The sequence below is a fragment of the Trinickia sp. HAY1-2D genome, assembly GCF_056754935.1.
Genome location: NZ_JBPGWX010000002.1, coordinates 1716564 through 1733108, shown reverse-complemented (window position 1 = coordinate 1733108; position 16545 = coordinate 1716564). Strand labels below are relative to the sequence as shown.

General features: G+C 61.5%; 11 protein-coding genes and 1 pseudogene. 3 read left to right on the top strand and 9 right to left on the bottom strand.

Annotation, left to right across the window (positions count from 1 at the left end):
- Window positions 1–44 precede the first annotated feature (44 nt).
- The 5 genes from ACR9ZC_RS15225 to ACR9ZC_RS15205 form a co-directional block, all read right to left on the bottom strand.
- On the bottom strand, window positions 45–797 hold the full coding sequence (locus ACR9ZC_RS15225; RefSeq protein ID WP_481580941.1) for an FRG domain-containing protein: 753 nt from the start codon (window positions 795–797) through the stop codon (window positions 45–47).
- 266 nt (window positions 798–1063) lie between these two features.
- Complete coding sequence (locus tag ACR9ZC_RS15220) at window positions 1064–1867, bottom strand: oxidoreductase (protein ID WP_481580940.1); 804 nt, start codon at window positions 1865–1867, stop codon at window positions 1064–1066.
- Between the two features lie 73 nt (window positions 1868–1940).
- Entirely contained in the window at window positions 1941–5081 is a 3141-nt protein-coding gene (locus ACR9ZC_RS15215; RefSeq protein WP_481580939.1) for an efflux RND transporter permease subunit, read from the bottom strand.
- Window positions 5078–6190: an efflux RND transporter periplasmic adaptor subunit gene (locus tag ACR9ZC_RS15210; RefSeq protein ID WP_481580938.1), complete on the bottom strand. Its 1113-nt coding sequence runs from the start codon at window positions 6188–6190 to the stop codon at window positions 5078–5080. The genes ACR9ZC_RS15215 and ACR9ZC_RS15210 overlap by 4 nt, the downstream gene beginning before the upstream one ends.
- Before the next feature lie 78 nt (window positions 6191–6268).
- A complete protein-coding gene (locus tag ACR9ZC_RS15205) occupies window positions 6269–6880 on the bottom strand; it encodes a TetR/AcrR family transcriptional regulator (RefSeq protein ID WP_481580937.1) in 612 nt (203 codons plus the stop codon).
- Window positions 6881–6969: 89 nt separating this feature from the next.
- Between ACR9ZC_RS15205 and ACR9ZC_RS15200 the strand changes: the two genes are divergently transcribed.
- From ACR9ZC_RS15200 to ACR9ZC_RS15190, 3 genes and pseudogenes are all read left to right on the top strand, one after another.
- On the top strand, window positions 6970–8430 hold the full coding sequence (locus ACR9ZC_RS15200) for an efflux transporter outer membrane subunit (protein WP_481580936.1): 1461 nt from the start codon (window positions 6970–6972) through the stop codon (window positions 8428–8430).
- A gap of 346 nt (window positions 8431–8776) precedes the next feature.
- Entirely contained in the window at window positions 8777–9373 is a 597-nt protein-coding gene (locus ACR9ZC_RS15195; protein WP_481580935.1) for a DUF6088 family protein, read from the top strand.
- Window positions 9366–9623, top strand: a pseudogene (locus tag ACR9ZC_RS15190) (nucleotidyl transferase AbiEii/AbiGii toxin family protein); the annotation flags it as partial. The gene ACR9ZC_RS15195 and the pseudogene ACR9ZC_RS15190, both read left to right, overlap by 8 nt.
- Window positions 9624–10033: 410 nt before the next feature.
- Here the strand turns inward: ACR9ZC_RS15190 and ACR9ZC_RS15185 are convergent.
- Genes ACR9ZC_RS15185 through ACR9ZC_RS15170 form a run of 4 tightly spaced genes read right to left on the bottom strand, consistent with a single transcriptional unit; the run spans window position 10034 to window position 16456 of the window.
- Complete coding sequence (locus ACR9ZC_RS15185; RefSeq protein ID WP_481580934.1) at window positions 10034–10879, bottom strand: DUF7281 domain-containing protein; 846 nt, start codon at window positions 10877–10879, stop codon at window positions 10034–10036.
- Window positions 10876–12111, bottom strand: a complete 1236-nt coding sequence (locus tag ACR9ZC_RS15180) for a hypothetical protein (RefSeq protein WP_481580933.1) — start codon at window positions 12109–12111, stop codon at window positions 10876–10878. Before ACR9ZC_RS15180 ends, ACR9ZC_RS15185 begins: the two co-directional genes overlap by 4 nt.
- A 9-nt stretch (window positions 12112–12120) precedes the next feature.
- The gene (locus tag ACR9ZC_RS15175; RefSeq protein ID WP_481580932.1) at window positions 12121–12747 is read right to left on the bottom strand and encodes a condensin complex protein MksE; all 627 of its coding nucleotides are present in this window, start codon (window positions 12745–12747) and stop codon (window positions 12121–12123) included.
- Window positions 12737–16456, bottom strand: coding sequence for an ATP-binding protein (locus ACR9ZC_RS15170; RefSeq protein WP_481580931.1), 3720 nt, complete (start codon window positions 16454–16456; stop codon window positions 12737–12739). The genes ACR9ZC_RS15175 and ACR9ZC_RS15170 overlap by 11 nt, the downstream gene beginning before the upstream one ends.
- Between the last annotated feature and the right edge of the window lie 89 nt (window positions 16457–16545).

The following is a 16545-nucleotide window of genomic DNA, read 5'->3' as shown; positions in this document are numbered from 1 at the left end:
CGCATCGATGCGATACGCGGGGAACGCAATCGCCCTAGCTTGGTTCAGCGCGGCGCAACCATGCCGGGCCAGACGATTTCCAGTTCCAATGCGATCGAACGGGCCAGCCCATCGAGGCCAGGAAACAGCGAAGCGTTGGTGATATTCATCCGATACAGCCATTTCATCGCATCCACGCGCACACTAGCGGGAAGCACGATTTTATGCAGCAGCTCCTCGCTGGCATCGTAGCCGTCGAGAATCTCCTGCAACGGCTTGTCGATGACGCCAGGCACAACGAACGTGCCGGACTGCGCGATCAGCCGATCGTCCATTTCGGTCGGCTCACCGAACCAGATCACTTCGTTGCAGTTGCAAAAGAAGTACTGATCGAAGCGGCCCTCAACGCGAGGATCGATGACGTCTCGCGTGAGACCCGGGTTTGCTCTCGGCAGCGCCCGGTTATTCCAGAGGGCCGGCGTGTTGAGCGCGAAAATCGCCGAATCGTCGACGGCACGCTCGAGCGCAAAAAATGCCGCCACGAATGGGCTCTTCGTGAAATCGAGGAGGCGCGTCGGTGCGCCGTGGTGCTGCATGAGCGCAAGACAGCGCAAGTCATTGACCAGCAGCGCCGGATGGTCGAGAAAATTGTGTGCCTTGCGCCGAAACACGCGAATGGCGCGCTCCTCACGGGCGCGCCATTCGCTTTTGTCATGCACATAGGCGCGCATGTACCGTGACAGCGAACTCTCGAGATGCCAAGCGGCGCTCTGCTGACCGCGAAACGCCCATCCATCGAGCCCGGATGTCAATTCCATAAACTGATTCCAACTGGATAGAACCGTCGTTTTCATATCGTCTTCCGATAGTAACTAGCCGATGAGTGCCAATGCGCTCACTATAAAGCCCGGCAGTAGTGCCCATGAAAGATTCCATGCAGCCCATCGTTCAAGCGTTCTTCGACTCTGTTACCGGCACCGTGACGTACGTGGTCTTCAGATCCGGAGAGCGGTACTGCGCGTCATCGATCGAGTCGGCTGGACGGCTCCTAGTTCGACCGTTTATTCGGCGAAGATGAGGCGTTTTAGAGTCCGAACGTTTTTCTCAGGCTTGCATCGACGGGGCCGGCAGGCATGAAACGACGCAATTTACTCAGCAAAGAGGCTTGACCTTTCGGCGCGCGCCGCATTTTCCATTCGCCCAACGCGGCATCGACGATCGTGGTTGCGACGCCATCTGGCTCTGGTGCCTCGCTGACACTTTTTTGAATGGCGCGAGAAACGACTGCGCGCTCATCGTCGTAGGCTGCGATCTTGGAAGCAGCATGGGGTGCATTGAGATCCAGATTGGTCTTGGTATAGGAAGGCTCGACCAGCACCACGCGGACTCCGAACTTGCGCACCTCATGATCCAGGGTCTCGGACATCCCTTCGACGGCATGCTTGGAAGCCGAATAGAGCCCCATGTACGGAGCCGGAAGGAAGCCGAGCACGGAACTTATGTTGACGATTCTTCCCGCACGCTGCGCGCGCATATGCGGCAGCACCGCTTGTATCGTTCGCAAAACCCCAAAAACGTTGGTATCGAACAGTGCCTGGGCCTCCGCAACCGACGTTTCCTCGGTCGCGCCGAGCAAGGTCACGCCCGCGCTATTGATCAGCACGTCGATGCGCCCGGCTCGAGCGATGACGGCCTCGAATCCGCGTTGAACCGAAGTCTCGTCACGGATATCCATTTCGATCAGCACAACGCCAGGTATGGGCTGTGCGTTTGCAGGGTTACGTACCGTGCCGAATACCTGGCAACCTCGTTTGACGAACTTCTCTGCGGTGGCGCGCCCGATACCCGATGACACGCCGGTCACAACGACCACTTTGGAATTCGACATAGCAGTTCTCTTCTAGCAGATGAATGAGGATAAAGAGCGGATGAGCCGCCCCGCCGGGTCTTTCACTCGAGGTTCATGACTTGGCGGCGAACTCGTCATCGAGAATCTCTTTCACGGACTGCGCGTGTTCGTGCGGGCCTATCCCCCGATCGTTCGTACCGCCCGGCCTGATCTTGAACCAGATCGAATACATGGCCGGCAGGAACATCAGCGTCAAGATCGTTCCAGCCAACGTACCGCCGATCAATGTGTACGCGAGGGTTCCCCAGAACACCGAATGAGTCAGCGGGATAAAGGCAAAAATCGCTGCCAACGCGGTCAGGACCACCGGTCGCGCACGCTGCACGGTGGCTTCGACGAGCGCGTGAAACGGATCCAATCCCGCCCGTTCGTTCTCGCGAATCTGACCGATCAGAATCAGTGTGTTGCGCATCAGGATGCCCGAGAGCGCAATCAAGCCAACCAACGCATTGATGCCGAACGGTTGGCGGAACAGAATCAGCGTCGGCACCACACCGATCAGACCCAGCGGGCTGGTCAGGAACACCATGACCATCGCGGAGATGGAGCGCACCTGAAAGATGATGATGAGCAACGTAATCGCCAGCATGATCGGAAAGAGCGGCAACATGGCTTTCGTCGCTTTGCCCGACTCCTCGATCGAGCCGGCCTGCTCGATGCGATACCCGCTCGGCAGCTTGTCGACGATGGGCTGAAGCTGTTTGGTGATCGCCGCCGACACATCCGGGGGCTGCAAGCCATCGGCGATATCGCCGCGCACGGTGATCGTCGGCATACGGTCGCGCCGCCGCATGATCGGCTCCTCCATGCGCACCTCGATCTTGCCCACTTGCGACAGCGGGATGCGCTGCCCGTTGGCGCCCGCCAATGTGAAGTCGCCTATTTTGGCCGGGTCCAAGCGGGTGTCGCCGGCCGAGCGTGCGATAACTTGCACCGTACGAATGTCCTCACGTACCGTAGTGACAGGGACGCCGGTCAGCAGGAATTGCAGCTGCTGCGCCACGGCGCTGGAGCTCAGTCCCACTGCCTGCAATCGGTCCTGCTGCAACGTGAAGTGCAGGCTGGGAGTGCGCGTACCCCAGTCGGTGTTGACCGTGCGCATCATCGGGCTGGCATTCATCACGTGCTCAACTCGAGCTGCAATATCGCGCAGCTTGTCCGGATCGGGACCCGTGATGCGGTATTCAACGGGGAACGGCGAATACGGACCGAATACGAGTTGCGTCACGCGCACGCGCGCTTCGGAGGCCAGACCGTCGGCGACGGCTTGTCGCAACCGCTGCTTCAACGCGTCGCGCTCATCCTGACTGTCCGTGCGCACCACGATCTTGGCAAACGACGGATCGGGCAACTCCGGACCCATCGCCAAATAGAAGCGTGGCGCACCCTGACCCACGTAGGCTGTGACGATCTTGGCTTCCTTTTGTTTGGCAAGCCAGGCTTCCACCTTCGCGGTGGCGGCGCTCGTTTGCACGATCGACGTGCCATAGGGCATCTGCACTTCGACGAGCACTTCGGGGCGATCGGAAATCGGGAAGAACTGCTTTTTCACTACCGCCATACCGCCGATAGCCAAAACGAAGAGGCCCACGACCGAACCGGCGACCAGCCACTTGCGCGCAATCACCCGCCCCAGCAACCGACGGAAACGGTTGTAGCGCGGCGTGTCGTAGATCGCGTTGTGGCCTCCTTCGACTTTCTTGAAGTCGGGCAGCAGCTTCACACCCAAGTAGGGTGTGAAGACCACGGCGACGACCCATGACGCGATCAGTGCAATGCCAACGATCCAGAACATATTGCTGGTGTACTCCCCAGCCGTGGATCGGGCGAAGCCGTTGGGCATGAAGCCGACGGCCGTCACGAGCGTGCCCGATAGCATCGGTGCCGCGGTATGGCTCCACGCATAGGCGGAAGCGGCCACGCGGTCGTAACCCTCCTCCATTTTCACCACCATCATTTCAATGGCGATGATCGCGTCGTCCACCAGCAGACCCAGCGCAAGAATCAGGGACCCGAGCGTGATGCGATCGAAATTTTTGCCCGTCGCCGCCATCACCATGAAGACGGCCGCCAGCGTCAGCGGTACCGCCGCGGCGACGACGACGCCCACGCGCCAGCCCATGCTGATGAAGCTGACCAGCATCACCACCAGCAACGCGGCGAAGAATTTGATCATGAACTCGTCAACCGCCGACTTGATGTTGACGGCCTGGTCCGTCACCTTGCTCAGGCTCATGCCGAGCGGCAACTCGGCGTTGATCGTACCCACCTCCGAGTCCAGTGCCTTGCCGAGATCGAGTCCGTTCCAGCCGTCGCGCATGACGATGCCCAATAGCAAGGCCGGCTCGCCGTTGTTGCGGATCATGAATGTCGCGGGATCTTCGTAGCCACGGCTGACGGTGGCAATATCCGACAGCTTCAGCGTGCGACCTTGCGCCATGACCGGTGTGTCGCGAATCTTCTGCAATGCGTCGAAGGCGCCGTCCAAACGAACAACCACATCGGGGCCCTTGGTCTCTATCGAGCCGGCCGGCGTCAAGGCGTTCTGACCGTTGAGCGCGGCGAACACGTCCTGCGGACTGACACCCAAAGTGGCCAGACGCTCATGCGAGAACTGAACGTAGATTCGCTCCGCCTGCTCGCCGATGATGTTGACCTTCTTCACGCCCGGAACATGCAACAACCGTTGGCGCAACCTCTCGGCATCGCGCACCATCAAGCGCTGCGGTTCGCCCTTGGCCTTGAGCGCGAACAGCCCAAAGGTGACATCGGCGTATTCGTCGTTGACCATGGGGCCGATCACGCCAGGCGGAAGATTGGCGAGCTCGTCGCCGACTTTTTTCCGGGCTTGGTAGAACTCCTCCTGCACTTGCGAAGGCGGCGTGCTGTCGAGCAACGTCAAGGTCGTGAAGGCCAGCCCCGGTCGCGTGTAGGTTTCGGTCCGGTCGTACCAGCGCAACTCCTGCATGCGCTTTTCGATCTTCTCCGCAACCTGATCCTGCATTTCCTGCGCGGTCGCACCCGGCCACGCGGTGATGATCGTCATCACCTTGACCGTAAAGGCCGGATCCTCCGCGCGCCCCAGCTTGAAGAACGAAACGAGTCCCGCCAGCGAAATCAGGCAGATCAGGAACAAGGTGATGGCGCGCTCGCGCACGGCAAGCGCCGATAGGTTGAAACGGCCTGTGCTCACGGACGGACTCCTTCGGTCGCCGCGGCAACGGTTTGGCCCGCCACCCGAACACGCTCGCCCTCGTGCAGCAGATGTGCGCCGAGCGCGACGACCCGGTCGCCTGGTTGGAGTCGAGCGACGATGCGTGCGCTGTCGTCATCCAGATGCTGAATCGAAACCGGCCGCCAGGACACCTTGGCCGGCTCGCCGTCGATGACCCATACCCCGGGGCCCTTGCCCGTGTCGAGCAGTGCCCCCATCGGCACTTGCAACGCACCTTGCACTGAGGAGCGCGCGTCCGGCATCTGGATCGTCACCGTGGCGCCCAACGGGGCGTTGGCCAGATCTCCTTGCAGGACATACCGCGCTTCGAACGTGCGCGTGAGGCGATCCGCAGTATCGGAGAGTTGGCGAAGCGTGGCCGGGACGCTTGCGCCTTGCGTGCCGAAGAGTGTCGCTTGTGCCACCGAACCGATCTCGGGGCGCAGCGTTTCAGGCAACTGGATGACGGCCTCGCGACGCCCGGCGTGGGCCAGGCGCACCACCGTCTGTCCGGCGCTGATGACCTGGCCCGGTTCAGCCAGCGTTTCCATGACGACACCATCCGCGTCCGCTACCAGCTCGGCATATCGGGTCGCGTTACGGGCCACATCGGCTTGCGCTTCCGCGGCACTGAGCTGGGCTTTGGCCGCATCCGCCGCCGACTTGACCTGGTCGTAGGCCGAAGCCGATATCGCGCCGGTGCCGCGCAGGTCTCGGTAGCGAGCTTCATCGCCCGCCGTCTGCAGCGCCCGTGCTCGTGCGGCTGCAACCGCCTCCTGCTGAGCCTGCGCGGCCAGCTTCAGATCGACGGGATCGATGCGCATGAGCGGCTGACCACGTTTGACGGTCTGCCCCGCATCCACCAGCCGCTCGAGCACCTTGCCCGACACCCGGAACCCGAGGTCGCTCTGCACTCGTGCGGCTACGGTTCCCGTAAACGAACGCGATGCAGCGGTCGCGTTCTGAACGATCGCGGAACGCACGAGCGGCACCTCGGTGCGCGGATCGGAGGGGGCCTTACCGCCGCAAGCGACGAGCGCAAACGGCAAGGCACAAATGACAAAGGAAACCAGGCGGCGGGAGCGCATGAAAGTCTCATCGGCGAAGTGATGACGGCTTTCATTATTGTTCTAGTGACCAAATTAGTCAATAGTCACAATAAAATTTCAAGGGGACAGGCTGCGAAGGACGAGGCTCGACAGGTGCGCCGGCGCCGTATCGGTGTAATCGAAACTGTGCTGCAGCAGTAGCGGATTGAGGTACGGTCGCAGAACGAGGTAAATCGCCATGGCAGTCTCATCCAGGGGCGTTTTGCGCTCGAAGTCCCCACTCTGCCTGCCCTCTTGCAGGACGTCCTGAAGCAACTGCTGGACGCGCTCCTCATACGCACGCACGGCCTGCCACTGTTCAGTGGCCGCCGATGCCGCGATCTCGTAAAGCTTGCGGTCCTGGAAAAACAGGCGAAGGCTCGCCTGCGTGAAGACCTTGAACATGCGCCGCAGCTTCTCGGGCGGCAGCTCGGCCTCCGCCACAGCCGCCCTGACCTCGGCTTCGATCTGGCTCAGGCAGTTCGCACAGATCATTTCGCCGATCGCCTGCTTGGACTCGAAGAACTTGTAGATGTACGCCTTCGAGAAGCCGATCGCCTTGGCGAGGTCGGAGACGGTCGTTTTCTCGTAGCCATACCGGCTGAAGTGCTCGGTGGCGGCCGCCACGATCTGATTGCGCACCTCGTGATCGGCCGGGCCGCGAACGGGGGAAGGAATTGCTTTTTTCATAGCTCCAGCTTATTGCCAACGTCAAGAAGTAACAACTAGTGACTTTTTTGTATTATAGTCACTAACACATCATTGCGAGCGAAATCCTCATGCTGACCAGACACATCGTTGCTTTGTACATCGCCGCCGGCCTCTTGACGGGGTGCGCGGTCGGCCCTGATTACGTCCGGCCTGACGTATCCATGCCCGAGCAGTTCCAAGGCCAGGCCGCGGTCGATCACCGGCACGCGGCTGCGAGTGCCGACCTGACCACATGGTGGACCGGGTTCGGGGATCCGCAACTGACGCGATTCGTTGCGCTTGCATTGGAACAGAATCTCGACCTCGCGCAGGCCTCCGCTCGCGTCGCGCAGGCACGCGCCGGACTTGGCGCGGCGAATGCCGCGTTGCTTCCCTCCGCCAATGTCAGCGGTCAGGCCGCGAGAGTTTACCAATCCGTCGAAACGCCGCTGGGCCGGATCTTGAATTCGACGCCCGGTTTTGATCGCCACGGCAACCAATACGAAGCCGATCTCACCGCCAGTTGGGAGGTGGACGTGTTCGGGGGCCTGCGTCGCGGACGGGAAGCGGCGCTTGCCGACTACCAGGCTTCGGAAGCCGGCGCAGCGGCCACTCGATTGGCGGTGGCCGCCCAAACCGCCGACATCTATATCACCATCCGTGGCCTGCAAGCCCGTCTGAACGTGGCGCAGCGGCAAGTGCAAACTCAGCAGGATCTGCTTTCGACGATCAATCTTCTGTATGGCAAAGGGTTGGCGGCCGAACTCCAGGTCAGGCAGGCTGAAGGCGCGCTTGCTCAGGTGCGGGCCTCCGTCCCGGTGCTCGAAACGGGCCTGGACGCAGCGATGAACGCACTCGACGTCATGGTGGGCGCGCAACCCGGCACGCACCGCGCGGAATTGATGGAAACGCGCGACATCCCGGTCGCCCCGCAGATTGCGGCCACGGGGTCGCCGGGCGAATTGCTCAGACGCCGCCCCGACCTCATCGTTGCCGAGCGCCGCCTCGCCGCATCCAATGCGCGCATTGGCGCCGCCATCGCCGAGTACTACCCCAAGCTCTCGCTGAGTGGGCTGATCGGCAGCGCGACCTCCGTGGCCAGTGGCAATCTGTTCACGAGCGGCGCCAATCAAGCGGCCGGCGTGTTCGGCCTGCGCTGGCGGCTGTTCGACTTCGGCCGCATCAATGCGCAGATCGACCAGGCCAAGGGCCAGGAGGCCGAGATGTTGGCGGCGTATCGGCTTGCCGCACTCCACGCTACTGAGGACGTGGAGAATGCGTTTTCGGCGCTCGTCAAGCGCGAAGATCAGGCGGCTATCCTGGCTCAGGGCGTCGACTCGCTGGGCCGCGCGCGAACTGCCTCGTTCGCGGCCTATCAGAAAGGCGTCGTCAGCCTGATCGAAGTCCTGCAAGCCGATGAAAGCTTGCTGCGCGCCTCCGATGAGCGAGCACAGGCGCAGACGGAATCAGCACGTGCAGCAGTCGCGGCCTTCAAGGCACTCGGCGGCGGTTGGCAATCTCGTGGCTCCGAGGCCGTAGCCAGCAAGTAGTCATCGCATCGCTCAAAACCTGGCATCGCCAACCCTGCGTCCACCGGACTCCCTGACGAACAGACGCGCGCATGGATGTCTCTCGCGGCCGAACGCGAATTTGGCCACCGTGGCGATCCCACCAGCTTGGGTGGATCGGCAGATCCAGGCGGCTGGCGCCATTGTTCCCACGAGACTGCTACGAAGCCGCGATGGCATCAACCCATCGTTGATATCGTCAACAAATTTTAATCGCCCGTCGCATCGAAGCCCGGCGAAAAGCGCCTGGGCCGTTGCCCCAGCCTGCGCCGCGGCCTTGATGCCTGATGTCAGAAACCGTGTATAATTCCTTACACGTGAGGTATCCATGAACACGCTCCCCGAAACCATCCTGCTCCACGCCCGGTCTCTCCCCGAGGGCGGCGTGCTGTCGCCGAAGGAATTCCTGCATCTGGGAAGCCGCGTTGCGGTCGACCAGGCGTTTTCGCGCCTCAGCAAGGCCGGCAAGCTTATGCGCGTGGCGCGCGGCACCTATGTCGCCCCCGTCTCCAGCCGGTTCGGCTCGCGCGCCCCTGCGCCGGGGAAGGTCGTGAAAGCCATGGCCGAGCAAAGCGGCGAAATCATCGCCCCGCACGGCGCCAGTGCTGCGAACGCACTCGGCCTGACCCAGCAGGTGCCGACGCGGGAGGTCTACGTGACGTCGGGGCGTACCCGGAAGCTGAAACTCGGACGCTCGGAGTTGCTGGTCAAACACGCCCCCCGCTGGATGCTGGCGCTGGGTAACGGGCCCGCCGGCGCCGCGGTGCGCGCGCTGGCCTGGATGGGGCCGACACATGCCGGCAGATCTCTAGCGGCACTGCACCGCACCCTTCCGGCAACGGAATGGCAAACGCTGACGTCTGCCCGGGCTATCCTGCCGTCGTGGATGGCTCAGGCCATCGGTCAGGAAGCTGCGCATGGCTGAGTACTTCTTCGGTCTTAGCGCGGACGATCGGCGCGAAGCACTGGAATACGCGCGCGATCAAACGGGACGTCCTGCGCACCTGCTTGAAAAGGATGTATGGGTCGTGTGGACACTGCGCGCGCTCTTCGAGTCGCCCTTGTCCGCCGACCTCACCTTCAAAGGCGGTACCTCCCTGTCCAAGGCCTACAAGATCATCGATCGCTTCTCCGAAGACATTGACCTGACCTACGACATTCGCAAGCTGATACCGTTCCCGAAGGAGATGCGCGCAAAGCCCTTGCCGACGACTACGGCGCCATGTTGGATGACGCAATATTGCTCGGCGACCCTGCAACCTTCGATCAGCTCATGCAGGTATGCGCCGACATCGAAGGCAAGATAAACAGAACAGACGTGTGACTGATTAACACGATACTCGAAGCGCTCTTCTCGCTCCAGTGCCGACGGGGTTCATGAGACCAGGGGACAACCCGAGTTCCGGACCGGAACTCGCGCCACGATCGGCGATTTGCCCCAGCAGCGCTGGATAGTAGGACTTACCACCTAGGTGCTTCTCTGCATGATCGCTACGAGAACGGGCCGCAGAGGAATTCAAGGCCGATATGCAAGTCCAGAGGTTTCATTGAACACTCCATCGACCGTGTACAAGCACGGCAAAAATCAGCGTTTCAGACATAAGCGTTCTTGCGGAAGAGCATTGGCACTTGCGCGAACAAGCGCCCACAATCGCTTCACGTCTGGGTTCGTGGCTCGCTCAAGCGTAGCCTGAGCGCCGGGGAGTTGCTCGCTGTAGCGACGATGCAATTTAGATTCACGCAGCAGTTGCTGCAGCACGTCGTCCTGAGGTGCGATGACACCAACGAGATGTGGCAGACGCGATGCGATTGCCAACCCCTCCGGATCGTAGTCGGGTGCCGACCATACCGGGCGTCGATAGGCTTCGATGAATCGCACTACCGCACCGACTGACGTACCCGATGCGCCCCCGCGCCACAAAATTAGCGGATTGAACGAAGCGTGGCTCATATCCACTTGAAAATCGTCGATTCGCTCAAACGTCTCCCAGTTTTCCACGACAACAACCGCATCGTGCCGAAGAGATTCAAGGGCTTGTTGGCAACGCCACTCCAGGTTCGCGAGCGGTGGGAGATATACAGGCTGGCCGTCGACGAGCAGGGGCAGGCCCTTCAGCGTCTTGACCGAGATTCGATCTGCGCGCACGGCCTCGCCGGCCCACTTCTCGTCAGGTCCAATGGCAAGCGCTTCGGCGCGGCCACGCCTCTGCCACGCAGTCGGTGAGGTGTTCGGATCGATGTTCTCGGCGGCAAGCCAGTCCCGGATGCGTTGCTTGTGGCTGGCGCTAAAAAAAATGCTTCTGCCCTGCACGACGCCGATCCCGCTGTCGGCCGCGAATTCGCGCAGCGTGGCCGAAGCATTGAACTTATCGGTTTCGGGTTCGCTCTGGACGACGCGAAGCAGAATGAACGCAAGGCCCTTCTCGATCATTGCGCCGCCTTCGATATGTGAATATCAGTGATGCGGATCATGCCGGATAGACGTTCGGTCTCAAGCATCACCGGCTCAAAATGCACGGCTGCACTGCGCTTGCGGTGCAGTGCTTCCTCATGCAACACGCACAGCAGCCAAATGTCGTCAGCAAGCGTGGCGAGCTCGGGACGCCTGGCCTTCCATTTGAGTACCGAGATAGGGGTCGGCCCCACGCTTTCGAGCAAGATCGCCATCGCCTCCTGCCAAGGCTTTGCCTGCTCTTCAGCGTCGTCAAGCGAGATGGGCGCGTCCGGTAACAGTGTGCCCAGTCTGGGAGGCACGACGGTGGGCGGAATCACAGCCGGGATCGCTCGCGCAATGTCGAGCAGGATCTCGTCGTGTGCCGTCTCCTGCACGCACGGGTGTGCAGCGAGCGAGAACCCAGTCGCGTGTCGCGCCCAGGTGGGGGCATCGCCGTCCACCTCGAGATCGGCCGGGTCATAGGACGGCGTGCGGCGCAGGAAATGTTCGAAGGCGCGCATTCGCCGCGCGATCAGTTCGATCTGCCGGGTGCGGAACAGGTAATCACGCAGGATGGCTGTGATGTCGAGCAACTGCGCCCGCCATTCAGACAGATGGTTTGCGATCTGGGACCGGTAGGCATCCAGAAGCCGCTCGCCTTCGGGCGTCGACTCGAGCACATGAATCAGGTTGTTCGACTGCAGGGCGCCGAGCGCCTGGCTAATCCGCTCCACCCGCTCCAGATAGTATTCGTTCTGGCGGCGCTTCTCGGCGTACGTACTCACGTTCGCGAAGTTGTTGTCGGCGAGGATGCGCAGATACTGCAGCGCCCCAGTGACGCTGTCGGCCAATTCGAATACTGCGCGATCGAACTCGTCGATGTACCGATCCACATCATCTGTTCGAGCCTCAAACACTGCGTGCGCCACGTCGTTGGCAATCGCCGGCAGACGCTCCGCGAGTTCCGCGACGTTGGCGCCCACGACCGAATAGAGCCGCTCGATCTGCAGCACCTCATCGAGATGCTTCGCCAACGACGTGGCGAGGCGGTATGTGCCCTCGTGGTAGGGCACGAGAATGCGCGCCTGATTGAGCCGGTAGAGCCCGCGCCCATCATCAGGATCGTCCGATTTATCGACCGAACCGCGGTGGTAGGCTGCCGCCACCAATTCCTTGTGCTTGTAGAGCTCGGACAGGTGGTTGATAACGAGGTCAGCTTTGTCGGCCATGGCGTCAGGTCAGAAGAGAGGTGCCGTCGTATCAGGCTCTTCCGTGATGTCGTCGGTGATGTTGTCCGTCGTCATCAGGAACTGCACGATCTCGGTCAGGTACTCAATCTTGCCCGTGACCGAATAGATTTCACGCTCGGCATTGGCGATGATGAGGTACCCCTCGTCCACAAGCACGCGCAGTTGGCGATCGAGGCTGCCCTTCAGCTTGCCATCCGTCGCGCCGCCACGCCCCACATTGCCGAGGGCCTGGAATTCCGCCCGCAAGCCTGGATTGCCATCGATCGCGGCCATGAGCGCATGAGCCTCGATCACATCCCCGCGCGAAAAGAAGGCCTCGCGGTTCGTCGCCCGCATAGCCTTCACCAAGAACTCCACAAGGAAGCGAATCTTCTGCTTGATGCGCGCAAATTCCTCGCGAATCGCCCGCTTCTCGTCCTGGTCGATGCGCCCGTAGGCGGCATACCATGCGCCACCCTGCTCGGTGGCCACCAGCGTTCGGCCGATGCGGGTCAGGTAAGCGTTGGCGTCCTTCTGGTTCGAGTCGGCCTGCAGGAAGCGGTAGGCGTCCGGGTATCGAACCTCGCAGATGAACTCGCCAGAAAGCAACAGCGACATGGCTTGTTCAAACATCATCGTCCCCCGTCGTGGCTTCGTCTACCACGGCTTCGTCGGCAGACGAATCGTCGCCCGCTCGCATCACGTCGGACGGATCGTAGATGCACCGGTCGGCGCGGATCGAGCGCCTGTTTCGGAACAGGGCCAGCACATCCGGGTCGGGGTCCGGGCAGGCCGATACCAGCGTGATGTTATTGCGTTCAAGGATGTCCATGAGCAGTTCGACGTTGCCGATATCGAGATCCTTGATTTCGTCGAGCGCCCACACCACGTTGACCGAGGCTTTGCCGCGCACGCGGTTGATAAAGCCCACGAAGATGAGCACCATCACAATATAGGACAGCCCGTTGGATGAGATCGTGTCGAGGTCCTCGGCCTTGCGGAAGTGGCGGCGATTGCCATTTTCCACGACCTCGCCCTGAATACGCACCAGATGGGTCAGTTCGGCCTGGATGCCCTCCTTCAGTTGCCAGTGCTGCAGCAATTCCTTCAACGCCAAGGCAAACGCGGGCGGCGGCAAGTCAACGAGTTCGCCCGCGAGCCATTCCCGACGCGATTCCGCAACCTTGTCGATAGTGCTCCAGTATTCGAGCTCGCGAATGGAAGACGCGATTTGGACGCTCAGGCTGCCGATGCTCTCGAACGCCAGGTTCGAGTTCAGGTTTTCCTGTAACTCCCGGTTGAACTGCTGGACCTTGCGGTGGAAGGTGTCCATCCGGTCGCGGAAGTCCCCCACCGCGTCGGCGATGGTTCGGGCGTCGACGCGCAGCAGGTTCCGATACTGCTCGTGTTCGGTCGCATACCACGCCTTGAAGTGAGGCACCCACTCGCGCGGTTTCTCCGCGCGGTCTGGGCCCATGATGCTACGCTGCAGGGAATAGTATTGCTCGGGCGGAGATCCGCTATTGGCGTAGAACTTGCGCTTCAATGCTTCGATATCCTCGCGCAGCCGGTTCTCGTGATTCTTGGCCGCACGGATCTGCTCAGTCGACTGCCCCACGAGCACCACGAGCGTCCATGTCTCGTCGTACTGAGGTACGTCGCTTGCGTCCACCGGGTACGCATCGAGGCCCCTTCGATGTTCCGTTACCCGGCTGCGCTGCGTCCGGATCTCTGCAATTCGTTGGTTGAGGCCCTTGATCACACCCTCACGACGAGCTCGATCCTCGGAAAATACCTTGGTGAGCGCGGCGCTCCTTTCCTCCTGATCGGCCCTTTCGCGAATCACACGCGCCAGCGTGTCCTCGAGCACGGGCTTTCGGCTCCAATGCGAGACAAGCCAGTTTCGCCACTGCGCGATCAGGTCCCGAGACTGCTGGATCGTTTTCAGGTCCTGGTCGGCGACAGCGATTTTCTGCTCGAGCGATCGCAGTGCATCCGTATCGACGCCCTGCTCCTTGAGCCGCGCGGTACGGTCACGCTCGAGTTCGGCACAGGCGTCCTCGAAGCGCCTCTTGGCCGCCGCCTCCTTCCCGCCAATGTCCACGAGCGACTGGTCAAGGGTGCGCTGGCTTTCTTTGCGACGCTCGTCCTGCCTTGCGCGAAGGGTCTTCAGTTCCTGCTCGAGGCGGTTGCGATGACGAGTGATTGCCTGAGCGGCTTCAGTGACGGCACGGTCGGCGTCGTTGTAGGCAGCTTGCGCCTGTTCCTTGGCAGCATTGCGGCTGCGCTCGACCTCGGTCTTGGCATGCTTTTCCTGCTGCTGAGCCGATTCCAGTGCGACCTTGGCCGTGGCCACTTCGGCTTTGCGCCGGTCCAGCGCGGCGTCGGCCACAGTCCGCTCGTTGCCCCGCTGTGAGAGCAAGGTTTCCTGTTGCTCGATGCGCTCCTGCAGTTCCTGGATCGCCTCGCGGGTCTCCTCGATCTGGCGCTGCAGTGCCGACTCGTCCGCGACCAACGGCGTATCGAGCAAATCCAGATCGAGTTGCAGGCCGTACACGCTGTCCTGTATGGCGGCAATGGCGGGCGACAGATCGGTGCGCTCGAGAAGGTCCTCGCGTAAGACCTTCGCAATGTCCTGCGTCCAGTCCGGACGTTCGCTGCGCAGGAGGTATAGCACGCTGTTCTCGTCGGGCGAGGCGTGCATAAGGTGCGTCGCGAGCGTTCGGTTCAGCTTCTCGACGTCAGCCCGCAACGTACCGAACTTTCTCTCGACATCGGCGAACGCCGCCTTGGCCTGATCGAGCGACTTGCGTGCCTCGATTTCTCGCTCCTTCGCTTCGTCGTATCGAGCATGAGCCTCTTGCACCACCACCCGCTGCTGCTCGAGCTTTTCCACAACGGCGGCGTCAGCCTGGGGATTCGCCAACTGCGCATTGGCTGCGCCCTTCGCTTCGTTGGCGTGGCTCAGGGCGTCCTGCAGGGGTTGCAGGCAGGCATCGGATGCGGCCCGAGCCTCGCGCTCCTGCCGCTCGAACTCGGCGGTCAATTCTTCACCGCGCTGGCGATATACCTCGTGGACTTCCGTGCGCTGACGAGCGAACTCCGGCACGCGCTCGGCGTGCTCAAGCCTCAACTGGGCTAGGAGCTTGTCGTATTCGTCCGCGATGTTCTTCTGCTCGCTGAGCATTGCCACCCGGCGATCGCCGAGATTCTTCTTGGCCTGCTCGATCTCCTGTTCGCGCTCCTGCAGCGCGGCTTTCTTCTCGACGTCGTTACGCCGGAACTCGCTCTGCGTGTCGGTCAACTGCTTGAGGTCGCGCTCTGTGTCCGCTATGGCGCGACTGGCGCTACCGATCTTCGCGATCAGTTCCCGCTTGGCGTCTCCGTGCTCCTGCTCGACGCGCTTGAGATCCTGCTCGGCCGTATCGCGAACCTGGCTCTTGCTTGCCTCCTCGGTGGCAAGCGCCCGGTCAAACGCCAGGAATCGCGCATGGATGCTCCGAAGCTCCTGTTCAGCTGCGAGCAGCGCGTCATAGGCCTTCTGGACCGACTCCATGCGGCTTTCCTCCTCCATCACGGCCGAGTAGCCCTCGAATGCGTCGGGCCAGTCCTCGATCTTCTTGCGTTCCGCACCGAGTGCGATTTGTCCGCCCGCATTCTCACGCGCGCCTTCGACGCTCGAAACGATCATGCGCTGCAAATCCGTGAAGTTTGTCTTGCGCATGAACATGCCCAGCACGATGCTCTCGATGTGCAGCAGCGACTGCCCCTGCGGGCAGCACGCGTATTCTTGGACGTATCGGCGGTGCAGCTTTAGGTCGGTTCCGTGCGTTCGCTTGCCCTGGATGATCGCGCGGTACTGGTCGAGCCGCATCTTGCCCGTGCAGGGGACGCCGCTCAACTTGAGACGCTCCGGCAGGTTCTGGCTTGCGACCAGCGTGCGCTCGTCATCGTGCACGAACCACGCGCGCTGGTAGCCACTTCGGACGAAGCGATACTCCACGCCGTCGCCGGACTGGTCCGAAGACAGGATGGCGCAGCATAGAACGTCGCCGCGTCGGTATTCATAAACGATATACGACGTGGATCTCGGGAGGTAGTACGGGGCGAAATTCTTGCGGTTGCTAGCTGGCTTGACGATCCGATTCGGGAGTGCACCATAGAACGCCGGAATGAGGCGCAGCAACGTGGTCTTGCCACGGCCGTTGCGACCCGTGATCGCCGTGCCGCCGGCCACCGGCAATTCTGTGATTCGCCCCTCGGTGTACGAGTCGATCAGGATCACCCGCTGCAGTTCAAAGCGTGGCACTAAATGTTCTCCGTGAATACTCGCTTGGTCGCTCAACTTGAAACCTCCGTGCCGCCCGTGTTTGACGCCGTAGATCGCCTATCGCTATACGTAGCGTATTGCTACCTATAGCATAAGGTAACGGT